Below are 22,377 nucleotides of genomic sequence, written 5' to 3' on the forward strand. Positions count from 1 at the left end.
GAGCAAGGAATGACGATGGTTCAATCGAACATGAAGGATCCCAAGGCGATTTCCGGAAAGACGGTCCTTGCCTGGCTTCTGGGCTTCTTCGGGGTGGTCTTTACCGCCAATGCGATCTTCATCTATCTCGCGCTCGGGTCTTTCCCGGGCGTGGTGGTGGAAAGTTCCTATGAGGCAGGACAGGCCTACAACGAGGAAATCGCGGCAGCAAAAGCCCAGGCGGAACTGAACTGGCAGGTGTCGAGCGAATTCGTCCGCACCAGCGATCAGGACGGCAAGCTGGTCGTCACGGCCAAGGATGCACAAGGCACGCCGCTCTATGGGGTGGCTCTCCATGCCCTCATGCGCAATCCGGTTCATGACGACACCGACGTGAAGATCGATTTCACGGCCGATGGCGGTGGGCGGTATGTTGGTACGGTCGAAAACCTTGCCGATGGCAACTGGACACTCATCCTGGAAATCGAACAGGATGGTGAACGCAAGTTCCGGTCCGAAAACCGGATCTTCGTCAAGAACTGAGGCAAATGCCGTGACGGTCCATCAGCGTGATTGGCAGGCGTTCGTGACACCGGGCGAAGATGGCGCGGTCCATATGGATCTCGCCGTCGACGGTATCACCTGCGCAGCCTGCATGGGAGAAATCGAACGGGGCCTGAAGCGGCTTCCGGGCATCCGGACAGCCCGTGTCAACCTGACCAGTCAGCGGCTTGCCGTCGACTGGTCACAGGATCAGACCGGGGCCGATGAGATCGTCGCCGAGCTGGAGCGGCTCGGCTACAAGGCTCACCCGTTTGACCCGGCCAGCCAGAAGGAACGTCAGGACAAGACCGGCAAACAATTGCTGCGCTGTTTGGCGGTTGCCGGTTTTGCCGGCATGAACATCATGCTCCTGTCTGTCTCCGTCTGGTCGGGCAATGCCACGGACATCACCCCGGAAACCCGGGATTTCTTCCATTGGCTGTCCGCGTTGATCGCCATGCCGACGGTTGCCTATGCCGGGCGACCCTTTTTTCGTAGTGCCTTCAATGCCCTGGCCGCTGGCCGCTTGAACATGGATGTGCCGATCGTGATCGGCGTGACGCTCGCCGTTGCCCTGTCTGTCGTCCAGACCATTCAGCACCAGCATCACGCCTATTTCGAGTCCGCCGTCATGCTGCTGTTCTTCCTGCTGGTCGGGCGGTACCTCGATCACAACATGCGCGGGCGCACGCGGTCCTTTGCCGAAAACATCGCAGCGCTCAAGGCTGAAGTTGCCGCGCGGATCCATCCCGACGGGGCTGTGCGCGAGGTTCCGCTCTCGAAAATTGCCGCGGGCGACCTGGTTCTGGTGTCCGGCGGCGAGCGGGTGCCGGTGGACGGCGTGGTCGAAACCGGTGTCTCGGAGATCGACCAGAGCCTTGTAACCGGTGAAAGCGTGCTGGCGCCTGTCGCTCCCGGCCAGCGCGTCTATGCCGGTACGCTGAACGGGGCAGGGGCCTTGCAGGTCCGGGTCCAGGCGGCTTCCGGCGCAACGCTGCTGGATGAAGTCAATCGCCTGCTGGAAGCAGCCTCCCAGGCAAAATCGAAATATGTGCGCATCGCCGACCGCGCCGCGCGCCTGTACGCACCACTGGTGCATGGAGCGGCCGCACTGACGTTCCTCGGGTGGCTGCTTGCCGGGCTCGACTGGCAACCGGCCCTGATCATCTCGATCTCGGTTCTGATCATCACCTGTCCCTGCGCACTCGGTCTGGCGGTTCCTGCCGTGCAGGTGGTGGCCTCCGGTCAGCTTTTCCGCTGCGGTGTCCTGCTGAATTCCGGCGATGCCATCGAACGGCTGTCGGACATCGACACCATCCTGTTCGACAAGACGGGAACCTTGACCCTTACCGAGCCTGATCTGTGCAGCTCCATCGATCCAGACGACGAAACGCTTGTACTGGCGGGACGTCTTGCCCTTGCCAGCCGGCATCCCTTGTCGGCCGCTCTGGTCAAGGTAACAGGCGCGCTGCAGCCCCTGCCAAACGTCAGCGAAACGTCCGGGGCCGGTCTTGAGACGACAGTTGCCGGACAGCGTCTGCGCCTCGGCAGCCCGCTCTTTTGCGAAGCGTCGGTTGATGAGATCGAGGCCACCCTGGAAGCGAACCCGGGAGCGTCGCTGCTTGCCATCCGCTTCGGCGCGGAGCCTGCCCGCCTGCTGGCGTTCCGGCAAAGACTGCGGCCGGATGCCAGGGCGGTGATCGACCAGTTGAAGGCGCGTGGTTATGCGCTCGAAATCCTCTCCGGCGACACCAGGCCCGCCGTTGCCGATTGCGCGGCTGCGCTGGATATTGCGCAGTGGCAGTCCGGCATGAAACCCGCCCAGAAGATTGCACGCCTTGAAGAACTTCAGGCCAGTGGCCGAAAGGTTCTGATGGTGGGCGATGGCCTCAACGACGCTCCAGCGCTCGCCGGTGCGCATGTCTCGCTGTCCCCGGTATCGGCCGTTCATCTCAGTCAGGCGGCGGCGGACGCTGTTTTCCTGGGTGATAAATTGCAGCCGGTGGCCGACGCGCTCAGGCTGTCGAAACGGGCGAGGGCGGCAATCGAGCAGAACCTCTGGATCTCTGTCGTCTACAACATCGTTGCCGTGCCCATTGCCGTGGCCGGTTTCGTCACGCCGTTGATGGCAGCCGCGGCCATGTCAGCGTCCTCGCTTGCCGTTACCGCAAACGCGCTCAAGCTGCGCTGGGGAGCCGGCGACAGGAATTCGGGAACCGAGGCACCTGGGGTCTCGCAACAACAGGCCGCGGAATGAGATCAACATGGACGTTCTGATCTATCTGATACCGATCGCGCTGCTTCTGGGAGCGCTGGGGCTGGGGGCGTTCCTCTGGTCCTTGAAAAGTGGCCAGTATGACGATCTGGAAGGCGCCAAGTGGCGCATCCTTGACGATGACGATCTGCCCGGCAAGTGATCGCCGGCAATCTTGACTTTGGCCCTCTGTGGGCCTAGCCCCATGCATTCCTTTAGGTCATTGGAGCAATGCATGGAATCGTTTCCCGAAGCGCACAAGCCGGGCTATGCCGTTTATTCCAGAACGTCGCTTGCCATCTACGATGCGCTTGTACTGGGGCTGTCCAACCGCTGGATCTGGCGTTGCCCAAGTTCCCATCTGGTCGGGCTCTACAATCGTCATGTGTCCGCCAATCACCTGGATATCGGCGTGGGCACCGGCTACTTCCTGGACAAGGCGCGGTTTCCCGTTTCGGATCCCAAGGTCGCATTGCTCGATCCCAACAGCGATTGCCTCGGCAAGGCCGCTGCAAGAATTGCCCGCCTGAACCCCGTAACCATTCAGGCAGACGCACTGGTGCCATGGCCACAGGATATCGGCACGTTCAAGACGATAGGTCTGAACTACGTGCTTCATTGCCTGCCGGGCACAATGGCTGAAAAGGCCGTGATTTTCGATCATGCGATCCCGCATCTTGAAGACGGGGCAACCGTCTTCGGTTCCACCATCCTGCAAGGCGACGCCCCACGGTCCGGTGCCGCCCGCAAGCTGATGCAGATCTATAACCGCAAGGGCGTCTTTTCGAACGAGGCCGACGCGCTGGAGGCTCTGCGGTCAGAACTCGACAAGCGATTTGACGATGTGACGGTGGAAATGATCGGATGCGTCGCACTCTTCAGTGCCAGGGAACCACGCTCTGCCTGAAACGCATGATCACAGGCAGCAACGAGCAGGCTAGGAAAGCACGTTGGAGAGGGCCATTCCGGTGGCCAGCAGGACGAGGCCTATGCCGGCAAGCAGCAGAAGATTGTCTCTCAGTTTTGCATGTGATGCGAGGTCGGACTGCTCGTTCTCCATGGGGAGCGGGTCGTCTTCCCCGAACGGGTCAGAATCTCGGGACATGGTTCTTACAATCGTTTGCAACAGGCTGCTCATTCGGTTGAATTTCGTGCCTGAAGGATGACGGCGTACAATTGAAAGTCCCGTTAATTTCAAACCGGTCAAAAGATTAATTCATCGCAATCTTACCAATGCGTGAAATCCTTTCTTGTATTGCAATCAATTTCTCAGCCTTTGCGAAACTATTCAAAGTCGATCCCGCGCAAGCGGCGGATAGAGCTGTCGGAAAAGAGCAGGACTAACTCATTGTTCAGACTTTCATGGCAATGGTTAAGTCAAACAAGGAGGACTAGGTGAGCCTTGATCTTGCCTCTCTGACATTCTTGCTGGTCGAAGACAGTGCCTATATGCGGACGATCCTGCGCACCATGCTGCAGGGGTTCGGTGCGCGGCGCATTGTCGAGGCCGAAGATGGCGCGTCTGGCCTGGAGGCCATGGACCGGGCGAACCCGGATATCCTCATTCTGGACTGGGTCATGCCGATCCTGGACGGCGCGGATATGGTGCGCATGATCCGCAGCCCGAACAATCCCTTCGCCTATATTCCGATCATCATGGTAACGGCGCATACCGAGCGTAGCCGGATTGTCGAGGCCCGGCGGCTTGGCGTGCACGAGTTGCTGTCAAAACCGATCTCGGCAAAGGCTCTTTATCAGCGCGTTTCCAGCGTGATCCTGCACCCGCGCGATTTCATCAAGACGGCCACCTATTTCGGCCCGGCCCCACGTGAAATCCGCAACCGCCAGAAAATCTGGCAAGGCGGCCCCGGCCAGCCGCAGCAGCCGCCGCAACAGGGCGAGGGTGACGGTAGCCTCACCGCGATCGGTTAAGCGACAAATTCAGGAAAAGACAGTGTGGAAGCGTCAGGCGGCTGATTGTGCCGCAGTGCGGGTGGCTGTTGCTGGATAAGACACCGCCCCTTGGGAATTGGCGGTTTCTGCAGCTTCAGCAAACTGCGCCAGCACATCAAGATCAACCGTGTAGTGGTCAAGCAGGAACTGCGAAAGAACATCGATGGGCAGGTGATGGTACCCTTCGATGGCCGCCATCAAAGCTTCAAGTGTGTCCAGCCGTTCGCGGAGTTTGATCATGATTACCCGATGCGCCGATTTTTTCTCACACTGGAGTTTTATGGTTAATAATGCGTAAAGCTGAGCGTGGCAAGAACGCGCGCTCGCGGTATCACCTCCCATAGTAACCGTCCACAATCTTTTGCCGGAAATCACCGAATTTCTTGGTAAAAGTCACCAGTGCGCGGCAAGTTGTCTGTAAAGATCCAGGGAAAACTCAATGGCAAAAATCATCTATGTTCTGAACGGCCCGAATCTTAATCTTCTCGGCAAGCGGCAACCCGAGATCTACGGGGCTCAGACGCTGGACGATGTTCGGGCGATGTGTGAAGCGGCGGCGGAGCCGGCAGGCCTGCAGATCGTGTTCCACCAGAGCAATGCAGAACATGAGTTGATCGACTGGATCCACGAGGCGCGGGAAGCTGCGGCTGGCATCATCATCAACCCTGCAGCCTATACCCACACGTCGGTTGCAATTCTGGACGCGCTGAGCGCCTGTAGCTGTCCGGTGATCGAGGTCCATATCTCGAACATCCACAAGCGGGAAAGCTTCCGGCATCATTCATATGTTTCCGCCCGGGCGGACGCGGTAATCGCCGGCTGCGGGGTCGAAGGCTATCTGCTGGCCCTCCAGCGCATGGCAACACTGTGCGCCGACGGGTGACCCTGTGCCGATGACGGTCGATGCAGGCTGGAAGCTGTGCTGAAGTTCGGATCGCACCTGGAGAACAGAGGTGCCGGTTTCGGAAAAAGATCTGCGTCCATAAAGCTACGAAGCATGTCGCTCAGAGGCGATTGACCGCGACATGTTTCAGGAACCGCTGGCGTAGAAAAATTCCTTCACGATGGTCGTGGCGAGGATCTTGACGTCGAGGGTGACCGACTGGCGCTCGACATAGGCAAGATCATAGGCCAGCCGCATGCGGGCCGAGTACGGGTCTTTGGTTTCTCCGCGAAAGCCGTTGACCTGGGCCAGGCCGGTGATGCCCGGCAGAACACTGTGCCGGTCCATGTATCTGGGATGGAACTCTTCATAGGGTCTTCCAGCAGCCAGCATGCCAGGCACATGCGGCCGCGGGCCGACGAGAGACATTTCCCCCCGCAGCACGTTGATCAGCTGCGGCAGTTCATCGAAATTACTCTTGCGAAGGAAGGCACCGACCGGCGTCACGCGTGGATCATTGGCAACGGTTTGCGAAATGCCGGTGCTGTCGCACTGGTCTTCATACATCGTGCGGAACTTGAGAACGGCAAATTTCTTGCCGTTCAAACCGTAGCGCCATTGACGGAAAAACACCGGTCCACGGCTCGTCAGTTTTATTGCAACCGCCATCACAACAAATAGGGGAAAAAGCAGCAAGAGGCCGACTCCAGCGCCCGTCAGATCGATGCATTTCTTCAATCCGGCGTGCAGCGCACCGCGTGCCGGACGAACGGCCAGCCGGCCCTGTTTCGGCCCGGAGAGCCGGTCGGTGTGTTGAGAGCTCCAGGTCACGAAGCCGGCGATATTAAGGGCATCGCGGCCGTGATCATCTGCGTCGTAAGATACTGTTTCGTCTGCCAAGATATGCCAGCCTCAACCTGATTTACGAGACCACTTAAAGTGCTTCAGCATCCTGTCTGGAGGCGTTCGCAATCGCTATTGTGTCGTTAATATGTGGTTAACAAGATCAGGAAAATTGTTGTCCATTAAGGGTTTGGTTACCATAGTGACGCGACGTGAGCAATCTGGAAACTTCAAAAGTGATGTGAAATTAAATTAATTTTTAAAAAAACGAACGCCGGGCTACTGTGAGCCCGGCGTTCGCATTGACTAAAACAACAGGGTGCGAAAAGTGCCCGCTTAATAGCTGCGTCCGACGCTGGTGTAATCGAAGCCGCGGGACTCCATGTAGTCCGGTTTGTAGATGTTTCTGAGGTCGACAACCTTGGGTGCAGAAACCAGAGATTTCACGCGATCAAGGTCAAGCGCCCGGAACTGATCCCACTCCGTAACGATTACAACCGCATCTGCATTTTCGATGGCATGATAGGGCCCATCGCAGAACATGACGTCCGACATCACCTTCTCGGCCTCTTCCATGCTGGCCGGGTCATAAGCACGAATCTTGGCACCGGCGGCCTGCAGTTTTGCAACGATGTCGATGCTCGGGGCTTCACGCATGTCGTCCGTATTGGGCTTGAAGGCGAGGCCGAGCAGCGCAATGGTCTTGCCGTTGACATCACCGCCCATGAATTCAATGACCTTGTCGGCCATTTTCTTCTTGCGGGCCGCATTCACCTCAATGACGGAATCGACGATCTTCAGATCGGAGTGGGCGTCGGCGGCGATCCTGGACAGCGCGAGTGTGTCCTTGGGAAAGCAGGATCCGCCGTAGCCAGGGCCGGCATGCAGGAACTTGCCGCCGATGCGGTTGTCGAGGCCGATGCCGCGCGACACTTCCTGAACGTTGGCACCGACCTTCTCGCACAGATCCGCAATTTCGTTGATGAAGGTGATCTTGACTGCCAGAAAGGCGTTGGCCGCGTATTTGGTGAGCTCCGACGTGCGGCGGCGGGTTACGATGATCGGCGTTTCGTTAAGATAGAGCGGGCGGTAGAGCTCACGCATCACTTCAACCGCGCGCTCGTCCTCGGTGCCGACAACGACGCGGTCCGGATGCTTGAAGTCGTTGATTGCAGCGCCTTCGCGCAGGAATTCCGGGTTGGAAACGACGGCGAAATCCGCATCCGGGTTTGTCTTGCGGATAATCGCTTCCACTTCGTCGCCGGTGCCGACCGGAACGGTCGATTTGGTGACGACAACGGTGAAGCCTTTAATCAGGCGCGCGATTTCTTCAGCCGCTGCATAAACATAGGAAAGGTCGGCATGGCCGTCACCGCGGCGGGTGGGCGTTCCAACGGCAATGAAAACGGCATCCGCGTCGCGGATCGCCTCTTCCGGAGACGTGGTGAAGAAAAGACGTTCCTCGGCAACGTTCTTGGCAACCAGATCCTGAAGGCCAGGTTCGTAGATCGGGATCTGTCCGTTGTTCAGAGCGTCGATCTTGCTTGCATCCTTGTCGATGCAGGTCACGACGTGGCCGAAATCAGCAAAACAGGTTCCGGACACCAGACCGACATAGCCGGTCCCAATCATAGCAACACGCATTTTAAATTTTCCTGCTTCTGGGTGGTCTTCAGGCGCTAGTCAATCACCGTAAGCCCGCTAGGTGCTGCCCGAATTACATGGATGGGCAACAAAAGACCAGATCGTTGAAATCGTATGGTTTGAAATGTTGAAATTCTGCTCCGTACCCAATTCTAAACGAGACAGCATGAGGCGTCTGCAATTGCCTGATCGTGTCCCAATCGTGCAGCCTAGTGGAACAACACAAAAAACGGGAGCATTTTTCTGGCTCAAATGGCCACGGGACCCTCAGCACAAAAGGCTTTGTGCGATGAGGTGCCCCGAAAGACCGGAGTAGCCGCGTTTGCTTAGCGGGGCGCGATACCGCACCAGCGGGCAGTAAACAGGGCGATCGTCTTGGTGACCCTTTTCAGCGAAGGCAGGTTCACGCATTCGTCGATGCCGTGAATGTTCTTTGTCAGCGGGCCATAGGTGAGCGAAGGAATGCCGCAATGGTTCATGTAGAGCGCGGCATCCAGATAACAGGCCATGATCGACCGCTTGAGAGCGGTACCGGACGTGATCTGGTGTGCTTCTGCGAGCGTGTTTTCCGCGTCGCTGCCTTCTGCCAGCAGATATCCCGGCTGACAGGTTCCGACCCATTCCAGTTTTGGATTGGCTTTTTCAAGCCGGGGGTCTTTCGCGCCAAGTGTCTTGAGCATGTCTTCCAGGCCGGCCATCCGGTCGTGCGGAGCGTCACCAGGATAAAATCCGATCCGGCCTTCAAAGGTGCATTCAAACGGGATTGATGAAGGCCATTCGCCACCGTTGATGGTGCCGATGTTGAGGCTTGCCGGGTTGCGCAGATCGGCGAAGCCGGGATGGCCGGTCTTTTCCTCGTTCCAGCGCGCTTCAAGCGCCTTCATTTCGTTGATGACAAGGAAAGCCGCCTCAATGGCACTCAGGCCGGACTCCGGCTCCCGGGGATGGGCGGGCACGCCCTGGACAGAGATCTTGAACTTGATCACACCGGAGTTCGCATAGATGACGTCTTCATCCGTCGGCTCGGGAATGAGTACGGCGTCGGCTGTCGCGCCGCGCAGGATGGCTGCGGCGGTGCCGTTGCCGGTCACTTCTTCATCGATGACGGACTGGAATTCGAGAGGACCTTGCAAACTGAACCCGGCCGCCTCGATGGCATCAATCGCAAAGAGATTGGCCGCAAGTCCGGCTTTCATGTCACCGGCGCCCCGCCCGAAAAGCCAGTCGCCCTCTCGCACGGCTGCAAAAGGCGGATGGGTCCAGCTCGCCGGGTTGGCCGAGGGAACGACATCGACATGGGCATTCAGGATCAGCGAACGTCCACTGGTTTTGGACGTCTTGCGGCCGCTGACGTTGAACGTGTCCTTGTAATCAATGGTGGCAGGCGAAAAGGCCGGATGGGAGCGCAGTGATGCCACGTCGACGGGATAGGTCTCGACGTCATAGTCACGGCTGCGAAGCGCGTCGGCGACGATACGCTGAACACCGGCCTCTTCGCCGCGCAGGGACTTTGCGCGGACGATCTCCTGCAGGAAGGAAATCTCGTTCTCGAAGGCCGCGTCGACAGCGGCAGTGATTGCGGAAACGGCTTCTTTTGAAAGTGGTTGTGACATGACGGTCCGGCTGAGTGAGTGAAGAGGCAGGCAATTTGCCTGCACCCTATCAACTGCGCGCCGTGCGTCAAATCGGCAGTGACTGAAGCTGGCCAGTCCCTCTTATAGGGAGACGCCGGATGTGCCGATACTTGAGGGGAGAGTTTGGCGCAAGCGAATACGCTCCCGGCTCTACACCGTCAGATAGCGCCGGACTTCGGTCTCCGACAAATCCGCCCCGGTCCCGGAAAGCACCACTTCCCCGCGATCCATGACGGCATAGTCATCGGCCAGATCCCGGGCGAACTCGAAATACTGTTCCACCAGCACGATGGCCATGGTGCCCTGATCGCGCAGCCAGGAGATTGCCCGGCCGATGTCCTTGATGATCGAAGGCTGGATACCTTCTGTCGGCTCGTCCAGGACCAGAAGCTTCGGGCGGGTCACCAGCGCCCGGGCAATGGCAAGCTGCTGCTGCTGCCCGCCCGAGAGGTCACCGCCGCGTCGGGACAGCATGTCCTTCAGTACCGGGAACAGTTCGAAGATCGTGTCGGGAATGAACCGTTCCTTGCGCGGGATCGGAGCGTAGCCAGTCTCAAGGTTTTCCTTCACCGACAGCAGCGGAAAGATCTCGCGTCCCTGCGGTACGATGGCAATGCCTTTCCTGGCGCGGGCATGGGCAGGCAACGAGGAAATATCCTCGCCGTCCCACAGGATCTTGCCGGCGCTGATGCCGTGCTGACCGGCAACCGCGCGCAAGGTGGAGGTCTTGCCGACACCATTGCGCCCCATCAGGCAGGTCACCTTGCCGGTCTCGGCCTTCAGCGAAACCTTCTTCAGCGCCTGGGCGGCGCCATAGTGAAGATCGATGTTTTCAACTTGCAGCATGGGCTGACTTCCTTGGCTGATCACGATGCGGTAGGTGGCCTTTGCTCCGTTTGCTTTCGTCAATGCCGCCGCAACAATCGAAACGACAACGGCTGGGTCCACACCCTAGCCCTCATCGTCCGAGATAAACTTCCACGACACGTTCGTCGGCTGAGACATGGTCGAGTGAGCCTTCAGCCAGGACTGAGCCTTCGTGGAGAACGGTGACTTTGACACCCAGGGAGCGCACAAACACCATGTCGTGCTCGACCACGACGACCGAGTGATCATTGGCGATATCCTTCAGAAGTTCAGCGGTTTCGGCGGTTTCGGCATCCGTCATCCCGGCGGCTGGTTCATCCACCAGAAGCAGCTTCGGGTCCTGGGCCAGCAGCATGCCGATCTCCAGCCACTGCTTCTGGCCATGGCTGAGGTTGGCTGCAAGTTCGTGCCTCTTGGACCCGAGCCGGATCAGATCGAGCAGATATTCGACCCGTTTCTTCTCGCCGCCGGAAATGACGTGAAAAAGCGTTGCAAAAGGCCCGCGCGGCGCCTTTAGCGCCAGTTCCAGGTTGTCCCAGACGGTATGGCTCTCAAAAACGGTCGGTTTTTGAAACTTGCGGCCGATACCGAGTTCGGCAATCGAAGCCTCATCCTCGCCCGTCAGATCCACAGTGCCGTTGAAAAAGACCTCACCACTGTCGGGCCGGGTCTTGCCGGTGATGACATCCATCATCGTGGTCTTGCCCGCGCCGTTGGGGCCGATGATGGCCCGCATTTCTCCCGGGGCAATTGTCAGCGACAATTCGTTCAGTGCCTTGAATCCATCGAAGGAGACCGACACGCCGTCGAGATAAAGAAGACTGGAAGATCGTGCCATGGCTTTACTCCGCGGGCTGGGGGTCGGCATCCGCCGGAACGGTCGAGGCAGATTTTTTCGGGCTGACGTTGGCTGGCGAAGCGGGCGACTGCGGCGCCTGGCTTGGCGGTTGGTCCGACCCGGCCTCGAAGTCTTCGGAAACTTTCCGCTGCCGCAAGGCCGTCCAGCCCTGGGAAAGGGTGCCGACAATGCCCTTAGGCAGGAAGAGGGTCACCACTACAAAGAGGCCACCGAGTGCAAACAGCCAGATGTCGGGCAGGGCGGCGGTGAACCAGGTCTTGGCGAAGTTGACCAGCACGGCGCCGAGCACCGCCCCGACCAAGGTTCCACGTCCGCCGACGGCAACCCAGATCACCACCTCGATGGAGTTGGCGGGTGCAAACTCACCCGGGTTGATGATGCCTACCTGGGGCACATAAAGCGCACCGGCGATCCCGGCCATCATGGCCGACAGGGTCCAGACGAACAGCTTGTAGTGCTCCACACGGTAGCCGAGGAAGCGTGTGCGGCTCTCCGCATCGCGCACGGCCACCAGCACCTTGCCGAGTTTCGATCGGGTGATCGCCCGGCAGATGAGGAAGCACACGACCAGCGCCAGGCCCGAGGCTGCAAACAGGCCTGCGCGGGTCGTGTCGGCCTGAATATCGAAGCCGAGAATGTCCTTGAAGTCGGTCAGGCCGTTGTTGCCGCCAAAGCCCATGTCGTTGCGGAAGAAGGCAAGCAGCAGCGCATAGGTGAGGGCCTGGGTGATGATTGAAAGGTAGACGCCGGTCACGCGGGAGCGGAAGGCGAACCAGCCGAAGACGAAGGCCAGCACACCCGGCACCAGCAGCACCATCAGCGCGGCGAACCAGAACATGTCGAAGCCGTACCAGTACCAGGGCAATTCACCCCAGTTCAGGAAGACCATGAAATCCGGCAGGATCGGGTCGCCATAAACGCCGCGGGTGCCGATCTGGCGCATCAGATACATGCCCATGGCATAGCCGCCGAGGGCGAAGAAGGCCGCGTGCCCGAGCGAGAGAATGCCGCAATAGCCCCAGACCAGATCCACTGCCAGCGCCAGCAGGGCGTAGGTCAGATATTTGCCCATCAGCGTGACCGCATAGTTGGGCACGTGGAAGGTGGACCCTTCCGGCATGAGCAGATTACCGGCGGGCACGAGAACGATCACGGCCGCCATAATGGCCAGGAAGATCCCCGCTCGGGCATCCATGGCGCGGAAGAGAAAGGAGGACATCATGCTTCAACTGCCCGGCCCTTGAGGGCGAACAGCCCCCTTGGACGCTTCTGGATAAAGAGAATGATGAAGACGAGCACGAAGATCTTGCCGAGCACGGCTCCTGCGTATGGTTCGAGGAACTTGTTCACGACACCAAGCGTCATCGCGCCCACGAGCGTGCCCCACAGGTTGCCGACACCGCCGAAGACCACGACCATGAAACTGTCGATGATGTAGCCCTGACCCAGGTTCGGCGACACGTTGTCGATCTGCGACAGCGCCACACCGGCGATCCCGGCAATGCCGGAGCCGAGCCCGAAGGTGAAGGCGTCGATCCAGGGGGTGCGGATGCCCATGGAGGCGGCCATGCGCCGGTTCTGCGTGACGGCACGGGTATAGAGCCCGAACGGTGTCTTCTTCAGCACCAGCATCAGTCCGGCGAAGACCAGCATCGCGAAAACGATGATCCACATGCGGTTATAGGTGATCGTCATCTGGCCGATCTCGAAGGCGCCGGACATCCAGTCCGGGTTGCCAACCTCACGATTGGTCGGGCCGAAGATCGAGCGCACCGCCTGCTGCAGCACCAGCGAGATGCCCCAGGTTGCAAGCAGCGTCTCCAGGGGGCGTCCATACAGCCAGCGGATCACGCCGCGCTCGATGGCAACGCCCACCAGTCCTGAGGTGAGGAAGGCAAGCGGCAGGGCGATGAACAGGGAATATTCGAAGAGCCCTGGCGCAGAGGAGCGAATGAACTCCTGAACCACGAAGGTGACGTAAGCCCCGATCATCACCATCTCGCCGTGCGCCATGTTGATGACGCCCATGACACCGAAGGTGATGGCAAGGCCGATGGCGGCGAGCAGCAGAACCGAACCGAGCGAGAGGCCATACCAGATGTTCTGCGCGGCATCCCAGGCCGCGATGGATTTCTCGATCTTGGTGATTTCCGATGTCGCCGCGTCGCGCAAGGCGCCTTCGGAAGAAGATTGCACGGCGATCAGAAGCGACAGCGCATCGCGATTGCCCATGGTGCCGAGCGTCGAGACCGCCTGAAGTTTGGCCGCCTCGTCCATATCGGAGTTCAGAACCGCCGCCGCCCGGGCTTCTTCCATTTTCTTGCGCACGCCGTCGTCCGCTTCTGCGGCAATGGCGGCATCCAGCGCCTCGATGCTGTCCGGATCCTTCGCCTTGAAAACGGCTTCCGCTGCCGCCATACGCACTGTCGGATCGGGCGCCATCAGGGTCAGGGACCCGAGCGCGGACCGGATCACCCGGCGCAGCTTGTTGTTGACCTTGATCTTGTCCATCTCGCGCTTGGCGGCTTCGCCGGCCGTTTCCAGGGTCAGCGGATCAATCAAGGCGTAGGCCTTGCCGGCCTTCTTGATGATGAAGACCTCGCCATCGGCCTTGCGCACGTAAAGATCGCCGTCGCTCAGGGCTTCAAGGGCCGGAGCAACCTGTGGATCACCGGTCGCGACCAGCGCCCCGATCTGCTTTTCCGTCTCGGAATATTTGCCATTGGCCAGCTCGTTGATCAGCGGACGAAGCGTCTCCGGATCGCTTTGGGCCAGCGCCGGCGCGGCAAGGAGGCTGGCAGCGAGGCTAAAGAGCAGTAGGAAGGATCTCATCAAGGACATCGTGTCCACCGGTGTTTTGAACTTTCACCTGACGACTTCATCCTGAGGAGCCGCATTGCGGCGTATCGAAGGATGGGCCACTTGCTTCCGGAGTTGCCGCCCATCCTTCGAGAGTGACCTTGTGGTCCTCCTCAGGATGAGGGGAGAGCTAAGAGCGGCTCTCCAGGCAATCCCTTCCGGTTGGAAAACCGGGGAAAGAGGACGGGTCTCGTAAGACCCGCCCGAACTCCGTTCCCCCCTTAAGACCCGGAGCCGCCGCACTTGCCGGTGGCGGTGTTGAAGTTGCCGCAGGAGAGCGGTGCGCGCCAATCGGAGATCAGGTCCTTGGAGCCGTCCAGATAGTCGGACCAGGCATCGCCAACGACGAGGCCGGAGGTCTCCCATACGGTTTCGAACTGGCCGTCTTCCTGGATTTCACCGATCAGCACCGGCTTGGTGATGTGGTGGTTCGGCATCATGGCGGAGTAGCCGCCGGTCAGGTTCGGAACGCTGACACCGACGATGGCGTCGATCACGGCATCCGGATCAGTGCTGCCGGCTTTCTTGACGGCTTCGACCCACATGTTGAAGCCGATGAAGTGTGCTTCCATCGGGTCGTTGGTCACGCGCTTGTCGTCACCAATGTAGGCGTGCCAGGCTTCGATGAACTCCGCATTGGCGTCGGTGTCTGCGGACTGGAAGTAGTTCCAGGCAGCCAGGTGGCCGACGAGCGGAGCGGTGTCGAGACCGGCGAGCTCTTCTTCACCCACGGAGAAGGCAACGACAGGAATGTCTTCAGCCTTGATGCCGGCGTTGCCGAGTTCCTTGTAGAACGGCACGTTGGCATCGCCGTTGATGGTGGAGACGACAGCGGTCTTCTTGCCGGCAGAGCCGAAGGTCTTGATGTCGGACACGATCGTCTGCCAGTCGGAATGACCGAACGGCGTGTAGTTGATCATGATGTCTTCTTCGGCCACACCCTTGGACTTCAGGTAGGCTTCGAGGATCTTGTTGGTCGTGCGCGGATAGACATAGTCGGTACCGGCCAGAACCCAGCGCTCGACGCCTTCTTCGTTCATCAGATAATCGACGGCCGGGATGGCCTGCTGGTTCGGTGCAGCGCCCGTGTAGAAGACGTTGCGCTGGGATTCTTCGCCTTCGTACTGAACCGGATAGAACAGCAGCGAGTTGAGTTCTTCGAAGACCGGAAGAACGGACTTGCGCGAAACGGAGGTCCAGCAGCCGAACACGGCATCGACGCCGTTGACTTCGATCAGCTCGCGCGCCTTTTCGGCAAACAGCGGCCAGTCGGAAGCCGGGTCGACGACGACCGCTTCCAGTTTCTTGCCAAGCAGGCCACCCTTCTTGTTCTGCTCTTCGATGAGCATCAGCATGGCGTCTTTCAGTGTGGTTTCCGAAATGGCCATGGTGCCGGAAAGCGAGTGCAGGATGCCGACCTTGATCGTGTCTTCCTGGGCGGATGCGCCGCCGATCATCGTGGAGGCCATCAGGCCTGCCAGTGCGAGTTTGGTGAATGCGCTTTTCATGGTTGTTCCCCTTTGCTTGACGTCACCGGTTCCCAGGCCGGTGATAGGCGGCTGGAAGGAGTGCCGCTGTCAGGAAAGGATCGTGCACTGGCATCACTGCACCGCAACATACGTCAATTGACGTAACCGGCTTGAAAGCCCGCCCGAGCGTTCCTTCAGCGAAGACGGCATGAAATGTGCTGAAGAGTGGGGCTGAATAAAAAACGGGGTGGAAAACGGGCAATGAAGAACGGCGTTTGCCGAATAATAGGTCATATGCCTAGAGATTGGGCAGGTGGTGCTGGTTTGGAGGCGGGCGCGTGAGGGCACGCCAACGCATCCTGCCGGTCCGGCGCCAGTACAACAAATGGGTCAACAACCAGACCCTGGAAGACTATGCGCTCAGGTTCACCGCAAAGAGCGCGCGCCGGTTTTCCTCCCGGGCGATATCCCAGACAGCGATCGGTGCGATCTCCTTTCTGGCGCTGGAAGCCATCGGCGGGGCGATCACCCTGTCCCACGGCACGGCCAACGCGTTTCTGGCGATCCTGGTCGGCAGCCTGGTGCTGTTGATCGTCGGTCTGCCGATCAGCCGCTATGCCATGCGCTACGGCGTTGATATCGATCTGCTGACCCGCGGCGCCGGGTTCGGCTACATCGGGTCGACGGTCACCTCGCTGATCTACGCCAGCTTCACCTTCATTCTCTTTGCGATTGAAGCCTCCATCATGTCGAGCGCGCTGGAATTCGCCTTCGGTGTGCCGCTGTGGCTGGGGTATGTCATCAGCGCGGTCGCGGTCATTCCATTGGTGACCCACGGCATTACCTGGATCAGCCGTTTTCAGCTCGCGACCCAACCCTTCTGGATCATTCTGAACATCCTGCCGTTCATCTTCATTGCCTTTACGGACTGGCAGGCGGTTGGCGAGTGGCTGACGTTTTCCGGCATCGACCCGCTAACACAGGCGCCGCGCACGACAGTGGGCGGCTGGGACAGCATCAACCTGGTCAGCTTCGGCGCGGCGTCCGCGGTGATTCTGGCGCTGATGGCGCAGATCGGCGAGCAGGTGGACTTCTTGCGCTTTCTGCCGGCGCAGGATTTCGCTCGCCGCAGGCACAGGCTCGCCCTGTTTCTGGCCGGGCCCGGCTGGGTCGTTCTTGGCGCCCCCAAGATGATTGCAGGCTCCTTTCTGGCAGTGCTTGTGCTTTCGCATGGGGTTCCGGTTCAGCATGCCGACGAACCCTCACGCATGTATGCGATTGCCTTTGGCTACATGATACCCAACGAAACGGTGGTCCTTCTGCTGATGGCGGCCTTCGTGGTGGTGGCGCAGCTCAAGATCAACGTGATGAACGCCTATGCAGGCTCGCTCGCCTGGTCGAATTTCTTTTCGCGCCTCACCCATTCTCATCCCGGCAGGGTGGTCTGGCTGGTCTTCAATGTCGGCATAGCGCTTCTGTTGATGGAACTCGGTATCTACCGGCTGCTGGAAGAAACCCTCGGCGTCTTTTCCATCATTGCGATGGCCTGGCTTTCCGCCATTTCGGCGGACCTCTTCATCAACAAGCCGCTTGGTCTGTCGCCACCGGGCATCGAGTTCAAGCGCGCGCATCTTTATGACGTCAATCCGGTCGGCACCGGCGCCATGCTTCTGGCCGCGGGCCTTGCTCTTGCGGCGCATTTCGGCGAGTTCGGCAAGACGGCCGAGGCACTGGCCACCTTTCTGGCGATGGTCATTGCCTTCGTCGCTGCCCCCCTGATCGCCTATGCGACCAAGGGACGGTTCTACCTGGCCCGCAAACCGCGCCAGAGCTGGCAGTCGAAGGAACACATTGCCTGCTCGATCTGCGAAAACCCGTTCGAGCCGGAAGACATGGCCTATTGCCCGGCCTATCAGTCGCCGATCTGTTCGCTGTGCTGCTCACTCGATGCCCGCTGCCATGACAGCTGCAAACCGAAGGCGCGGCTCTCCTATCAGGTTGGCACCGTCGCGGGCCGGGTTCTGCCGGATAGGGCGATGGAATTCCTGCAATCCCGGCTGGGGCGCTATGCCTTCATCTCGGTCCTGTCGAATGCGGCAATCGGCCTGGTGCTCTGGATCATCTACGCCCAGGCGGAGAACCGTCTGGGAGACCCGACCGGCATCATCGGACAGACGGTGCTACTGATCTTCTTCGTCTTCGCCATCGTCGTCGGTATCGCCTGCTGGTTCCTGGTGCTGGCCCATGACACCCGCCGGGTTGCCGAAGAAGAATCCATGCGCCAGAACGCGCTGCTTCAGAAGGAAATCGATGCCCACAGCGTCACCGATGCGGCCCTGCAGAAGGCCAAGGAAAATGCCGAAGCGGCCAACCTTGCCAAGAGCCGCTACGTGGTTGGCCTCAGCCATGAACTCAGAACGCCGCTGAACGCGGTCATGGGCTATGCCCAGGTGCTGGAGCGTGATGACAGCGTGCCGGCAGCCCGCAAGCCTGCCATCAGCACCATCCGGCGCAGCGCCGAGCACCTGTCGGGCCTGATCGATGGTCTTCTGGATATCTCGCGTATAGAGGCGGGCAGGCTGCAGATCTATTCCAACGAGATAAACATTCACGAGTTTCTGGATCAGATCGTCGACATGTTCCGTATGCAGGCGGCGGCCAAGGGGCTCGGCTTCAGTTATGACCGTGCACCCAACCTGCCGGTCTTCGTGCGAACCGATGAAAAACGTCTGCGGCAGATCCTGGTCAATCTTCTGTCCAACGCGATCAAGTTCACCACCAGGGGCACTGTCTCGCTTGCCGTCAGCTACCGCTCGCAAGTGGCCGGCTTTGTGGTGTCGGACAGCGGCCCGGGCATCGCGCTCGATGAACAGGTCAAGATTTTCGAACCCTTTGGCCGCAGCAAGGCGGCGGACGGCGCCAAGACGCCGGGACTGGGCCTCGGGCTGACCATCACCAAGCTCCTGACGGAAACCATGGGCGGGGCCATCGCTCTGTCCAGCGAACCGGGCGAGGGCGCCTCCTTCGAAGTGCGCCTGATGCTGGCGGCTGTCGACAGGCCCGTCGATACCATCCGCCTGGAACGGCAGGTGCGAGGCTATGAAGGCGAGCGGAAGACGGTTGCGGTGATCGACGACAATCCGGATCACCGGGCTCTTGTCTGCGATATCCTGAAGCCCATCGGATTTGCGGTTGTCGAAGCGGACACGGGCCGGGCCTGTCTGGAGACAGTGGAGCCGTTGCGGCCGGACCTCTACCTGATCGATATCCTGATGCCGGGAATGAACGGATGGGAGCTGGCCGAGAAACTGTGGGACAGAGGCGTCACCGCGCCGATCATCATGCTGTCGGCCAATATCGGCGACAAGGCACTGCGTCCGGACGGGCCAGCGCACCATTCGGCAACCCTTGCCAAGCCCTTCGCCATCGGCCAACTTTACGATCTTTTGCAAAAGCACCTGGGTGTCGTGTGGACCGAACTGCCGGTCGAGCGGACCCTGCAACCTGCCCGAAAGGATCCCCTGAAATCGCCGGGTGCCGATCATGTCGCCGATCTGATCTCGCTTGCCGAGATCGGTTATGTGGAAGGCATTGAGGCCAAGCTGAACGAATTGGCGCAAACGCCTGAAAATCTGCCCCTGATCGATGCATTGAACGTCCATCTGGCCCGGTTCGACTTCGATGCTTACAAAAACGTCTTGAGTGAATTGGAAACACATGACGGATGATCGTCGCGATACGGTCCTTGTGGTCGACGACAGCCCGGAAACGCTCGGCTTCGTCACCGAAGCGCTGAAAAAGACCGGTGTCGCCGTTCTGGTGGCGACCAGCGGCGAGACCGCGCTCAACATCTGCAGCAAGGTGACACCGGACACGATCCTGATGGATGCAGTCATGCCGGGCCTCGACGGTTTTGAAACCTGCCGCCAGATCAAGGAAAACCCAGCGCTCCAGCACGTGCCGGTGATTTTCATGACCGGGCTGTCCGAGACGGAGCATGTGGTAAAGGCACTGGAATCGGGCGGTGTCGATTTCCTCACCAAACCGATCGACGTCGATGAGCTGAAGGCCCGGATCAAGGTGCATCTCAAAAATGCCCGTTCGGTTCAAAGCGCCCATGTGGCGCTGGATGCGGCGGGCCGCCATCTGGTCGCGGTATCGCAGGAGGGGACGGTGCTGTGGTCGACACCGCAGATCCACAACCTGCTGGCAAAGACAGGCGCTGCCGAAACCAGCCTTTTCCGTTTGGGGCGGGCGCTGGGCGAGTGGCTGGACGGGCCGCATTCTTCGGGTGAGCGGCGCAAGAGTTTCATGCTTGGACTTTCGGAAAACCTTGCGGTGCAGCTTCACCCGCTTGGCCGTGTCGGCCCGGACGAGAACCTGTTCCGCGTCACCGCCGAAGATGAAGCCGGTCAGGTTCAGGCGCTTCAGGGCAGCTTTGAACTGACGCAGCGTGAGGCGGAAGTCCTGATCTGGATCGCCAAAGGCAAGTCCAACAAGGACATCGGCGAAATCCTGGGTCTATCGCCGCGCACCGTGAACAAGCATCTTGAGCAGATCTTCGTCAAACTTGGCGTCGAAAACCGGGCCTCTGCCGCTGTGCGCGCCGCCGAGGTTATCTACGCGCTTTAGGCCCTCAACAGGGAAAACGTTTGACTGGCTTCGATTGCTATCGGCCACCCAAGCCTTGTCCACCGAATGAGAATGGCAGGTTTCTGCGATTTGAAACCATATTGCCGATTGGCTCGACAAGCGCCGGAGCTTGTCCTATGGATGCATCAAGCCGTTGAATAACACGAAGAACCCTGCGGCAATGCAAGGAGGTACCGGGCATGGTGGAGTCTCGGGAAGTGCGCCGGTCGTCGCTGTTGCCGGACCGCATTGCTGCGGACATCATGGCAAAGATACAAGATGGCGAACTGATGCCAGGCGATCCCTTGCCGACGGAACACGCCCTTGCCGGAACCTTCGGCGTCAGCCGCAACGTGGTGCGTGAAGCCATCGCCCGGCTGCGCTCGGACGGTGTCATTGAATCGCGCCAGGGCCGTGGAGCCGTCGTCAAACCCGTTTCGGAACGCGAAACGTTCCGGGTGGACATCAGGTCACTCGAAAAATCCGGCAATCTGGCAGATCTCTTCGAATTGCGCGGTCTCCTGGAGATCGAGGCCGCTGGCCTTGCCGCGTTACGCCGCAGCGCAGAGGATCTCTCGGAAATGCGGGCGGCGGTCGCCGTCCTCGAGGGACACAAGCAGTTTGACGAACAGCGGCTGGAAGCCGATGCCGTGTTTCACCGCGCCATCGGCAAGGCGGCCGGCAATTCCTATCTCTTTGCCATCATCTGCTATATTTCCTCACGCTTGAAGGAAACCACGCGGGTGACGTCGGATATCTACACCAAGGACGATCTGGTGGAGATCACGCTGGATGAGCACCGCAGGGTGCTGGCCGCAATAGAGGCAGGCGACAGGACCGCCGCCCGCGACGCCATGGCAACGCATGTTCAAGGCGCCGCGTCCCGCCTCAATGTCGAGGTCAAGCTGGGCACCAAGGTTTAGAGTCGTCGCCCCTGGGTGCTGTCTTGACCGCAAGCGGGTTATCCAATCGGCTGATTTTCACACCCGCAAGCTGTCGGTCTTTTGTGGGCTGTCTCTGGAAGGCAGGATCGTCACGGTAGCTCAGGACCCGAGCAGGCCTGTTTTTCGCAGAAGACGTATAAACTTGTTGCTGTTTCGCTCGGCTCTCATCGTCTCATAAAGGCGCAGATCGATTGTATTGTGGTTCCTGATGACGTCGAGCTGACGATCCGAGAGCGATAGCGCAGGATAACGGCTCCGATTGTCCTGCCGCAGTGTCAGGGGCAGGCCGGTTTCCTGCGAGATTCTCTCGAAGAGAGCCGGCACGTCATCGGTAAACCCCAGTATGTTCACCGAGCGACAGGTGGAAACGGCCCGTTTGAGAAGAGCGTCGCAGTCATCGATCGGGTTGGTTTTGGAAGCAACAAACCGGTCGGACAACTCTTGTCCTTCTGCCACTATGGGGGTTCCACCCAGATATCGGCATATAAGATTGTCAGCACCTGGCAATCGGCCCTGATCCAGGCTTTCGAGCGCATCTGTCTCCGTCATTTTTCCATCTGCGAGAAAATGCCGAATGTGGGAAATGGTTCGCTCTATCGGATCACGCAGCACCACGATCGTCAGCGTCTTCTTCGGCAGATATGTTCGAACCCATAAGCCGTAGTGGCCCCGAAACAGGCGAAAGTCCGGTTTGTCCTGAAGCTCCTGCAAGGCCACGTGAAGCGGCGGATAGCGGCCAAGATGGTGCGAAATCAGCGCTTGAGAGGGGACGACTGCTGCCTCTCCAACTGCCTGTTCCAGCGAAAGGCGCAATGAGGTGCCGGCTGTCTTCGGGATGTGGCAAAAGAAGATCTTTTTATCAAACTTCAAAACACCTCCCTTTTCCTGAGGCGGAATATTCGCACTCCCTCACACCGGTGCAGTCATAGGTGCGCCAACCGATCATGAAAGCCTGATCACCCTAGCGGAAAGCCGGCGTTTATTGAAGCGTGACGCTCCTGTCGGAAAATCTGA

General features: G+C 59.5%; 20 protein-coding genes. 9 read left to right on the top strand and 11 right to left on the bottom strand.

Features of this window, described 5'->3' with window-relative positions; all coding sequences use genetic code 11:
• Window positions 1-9 precede the first annotated feature (9 nt).
• From SIAM614_RS08585 to SIAM614_RS08600, 4 genes are all read left to right on the top strand, one after another.
• Window positions 10-522, top strand: coding sequence for a FixH family protein (locus tag SIAM614_RS08585; protein ID WP_006933674.1), 513 nt, complete (start codon window positions 10-12; stop codon window positions 520-522).
• Between the two features lie 10 nt (window positions 523-532).
• Complete coding sequence (locus SIAM614_RS08590) at window positions 533-2,779, top strand: heavy metal translocating P-type ATPase (protein ID WP_006933675.1); 2,247 nt, start codon at window positions 533-535, stop codon at window positions 2,777-2,779.
• A 7-nt stretch (window positions 2,780-2,786) separates the two neighbouring features.
• The gene (ccoS, locus tag SIAM614_RS08595) at window positions 2,787-2,939 is read left to right on the top strand and encodes a cbb3-type cytochrome oxidase assembly protein CcoS (RefSeq protein ID WP_006933680.1); all 153 of its coding nucleotides are present in this window, start codon (window positions 2,787-2,789) and stop codon (window positions 2,937-2,939) included.
• A 72-nt stretch (window positions 2,940-3,011) separates the two neighbouring features.
• Entirely contained in the window at window positions 3,012-3,683 is a 672-nt protein-coding gene (locus tag SIAM614_RS08600; RefSeq protein WP_006933682.1) for a methyltransferase domain-containing protein, read from the top strand.
• A 30-nt stretch (window positions 3,684-3,713) separates the two neighbouring features.
• Here the strand turns inward: SIAM614_RS08600 and SIAM614_RS31955 are convergent, their stop codons facing one another.
• A complete protein-coding gene (locus SIAM614_RS31955) occupies window positions 3,714-3,881 on the bottom strand; it encodes a hypothetical protein (RefSeq protein WP_157139744.1) in 168 nt (55 codons plus the stop codon).
• 290 nt (window positions 3,882-4,171) lie between these two features.
• On the opposite strand from SIAM614_RS31955, the gene SIAM614_RS08605 reads away from it, so the two are divergent.
• Window positions 4,172-4,708, top strand: a complete 537-nt coding sequence (locus SIAM614_RS08605) for a response regulator (RefSeq protein ID WP_006933687.1) — start codon at window positions 4,172-4,174, stop codon at window positions 4,706-4,708.
• Window positions 4,709-4,741: 33 nt separating this feature from the next.
• Here the strand turns inward: SIAM614_RS08605 and SIAM614_RS08610 are convergent, their stop codons facing one another.
• Window positions 4,742-5,071, bottom strand: a complete 330-nt coding sequence (locus tag SIAM614_RS08610; RefSeq protein WP_157139745.1) for a hypothetical protein — start codon at window positions 5,069-5,071, stop codon at window positions 4,742-4,744.
• A 97-nt stretch (window positions 5,072-5,168) separates the two neighbouring features.
• Here SIAM614_RS08610 and aroQ point away from each other — a divergent pair, with 97 nt between their 5' ends.
• A complete protein-coding gene (aroQ, locus tag SIAM614_RS08615) occupies window positions 5,169-5,612 on the top strand; it encodes a type II 3-dehydroquinate dehydratase (protein WP_006933691.1) in 444 nt (147 codons plus the stop codon).
• 147 nt (window positions 5,613-5,759) lie between these two features.
• Here aroQ and SIAM614_RS08620 read toward each other — a convergent pair whose 3' ends face one another.
• The 8 genes from SIAM614_RS08620 to urtA form a co-directional block, all read right to left on the bottom strand.
• Window positions 5,760-6,512: a sugar transferase gene (locus SIAM614_RS08620; RefSeq protein ID WP_006933692.1), complete on the bottom strand. Its 753-nt coding sequence runs from the start codon at window positions 6,510-6,512 to the stop codon at window positions 5,760-5,762.
• A gap of 279 nt (window positions 6,513-6,791) precedes the next feature.
• Entirely contained in the window at window positions 6,792-8,099 is a 1,308-nt protein-coding gene (locus SIAM614_RS08625) for a UDP-glucose dehydrogenase family protein (RefSeq protein WP_006933697.1), read from the bottom strand.
• 326 nt (window positions 8,100-8,425) lie between these two features.
• On the bottom strand, window positions 8,426-9,712 hold the full coding sequence (locus SIAM614_RS08630) for an ArgE/DapE family deacylase (protein WP_006933698.1): 1,287 nt from the start codon (window positions 9,710-9,712) through the stop codon (window positions 8,426-8,428).
• A gap of 171 nt (window positions 9,713-9,883) precedes the next feature.
• Window positions 9,884-10,579 (bottom strand): urea ABC transporter ATP-binding subunit UrtE, encoded by a 696-nt coding sequence (urtE, locus tag SIAM614_RS08635; RefSeq protein WP_040439706.1) that lies wholly within the window; start codon window positions 10,577-10,579, stop codon window positions 9,884-9,886.
• A gap of 112 nt (window positions 10,580-10,691) precedes the next feature.
• Complete coding sequence (urtD, locus tag SIAM614_RS08640; RefSeq protein WP_006933700.1) at window positions 10,692-11,438, bottom strand: urea ABC transporter ATP-binding protein UrtD; 747 nt, start codon at window positions 11,436-11,438, stop codon at window positions 10,692-10,694.
• Window positions 11,439-11,442: 4 nt separating this feature from the next.
• Window positions 11,443-12,681 (bottom strand): urea ABC transporter permease subunit UrtC, encoded by a 1,239-nt coding sequence (gene urtC, locus SIAM614_RS08645; protein ID WP_006933701.1) that lies wholly within the window; start codon window positions 12,679-12,681, stop codon window positions 11,443-11,445.
• A complete protein-coding gene (urtB, locus tag SIAM614_RS08650; protein WP_006933702.1) occupies window positions 12,678-14,300 on the bottom strand; it encodes an urea ABC transporter permease subunit UrtB in 1,623 nt (540 codons plus the stop codon). Before urtB ends, urtC begins: the two co-directional genes overlap by 4 nt.
• 239 nt (window positions 14,301-14,539) lie before the next feature.
• A complete protein-coding gene (urtA, locus tag SIAM614_RS08655; protein ID WP_006933703.1) occupies window positions 14,540-15,826 on the bottom strand; it encodes an urea ABC transporter substrate-binding protein in 1,287 nt (428 codons plus the stop codon).
• A gap of 299 nt (window positions 15,827-16,125) precedes the next feature.
• Here urtA and SIAM614_RS08660 point away from each other — a divergent pair, with 299 nt between their 5' ends.
• From SIAM614_RS08660 to SIAM614_RS08670, 3 genes are all read left to right on the top strand, one after another.
• The gene (locus SIAM614_RS08660; protein WP_006933704.1) at window positions 16,126-19,515 is read left to right on the top strand and encodes a hybrid sensor histidine kinase/response regulator; all 3,390 of its coding nucleotides are present in this window, start codon (window positions 16,126-16,128) and stop codon (window positions 19,513-19,515) included.
• The gene (locus SIAM614_RS08665; protein WP_006933705.1) at window positions 19,505-20,419 is read left to right on the top strand and encodes a response regulator transcription factor; all 915 of its coding nucleotides are present in this window, start codon (window positions 19,505-19,507) and stop codon (window positions 20,417-20,419) included. The genes SIAM614_RS08660 and SIAM614_RS08665 overlap by 11 nt, the downstream gene beginning before the upstream one ends.
• A gap of 200 nt (window positions 20,420-20,619) precedes the next feature.
• Window positions 20,620-21,342 (top strand): FadR/GntR family transcriptional regulator, encoded by a 723-nt coding sequence (locus tag SIAM614_RS08670; RefSeq protein ID WP_006933706.1) that lies wholly within the window; start codon window positions 20,620-20,622, stop codon window positions 21,340-21,342.
• 120 nt (window positions 21,343-21,462) lie between these two features.
• On the opposite strand, the gene SIAM614_RS08675 is transcribed toward SIAM614_RS08670, so the two are convergent.
• A complete protein-coding gene (locus tag SIAM614_RS08675) occupies window positions 21,463-22,233 on the bottom strand; it encodes a sulfotransferase family protein (RefSeq protein WP_006933707.1) in 771 nt (256 codons plus the stop codon).
• Window positions 22,234-22,377 lie beyond the last annotated feature (144 nt).

This window comes from Roseibium aggregatum IAM 12614 (assembly GCF_000168975.1).
Taxonomy (GTDB): Bacteria; Pseudomonadota; Alphaproteobacteria; order Rhizobiales; family Stappiaceae; genus Roseibium; species Roseibium aggregatum.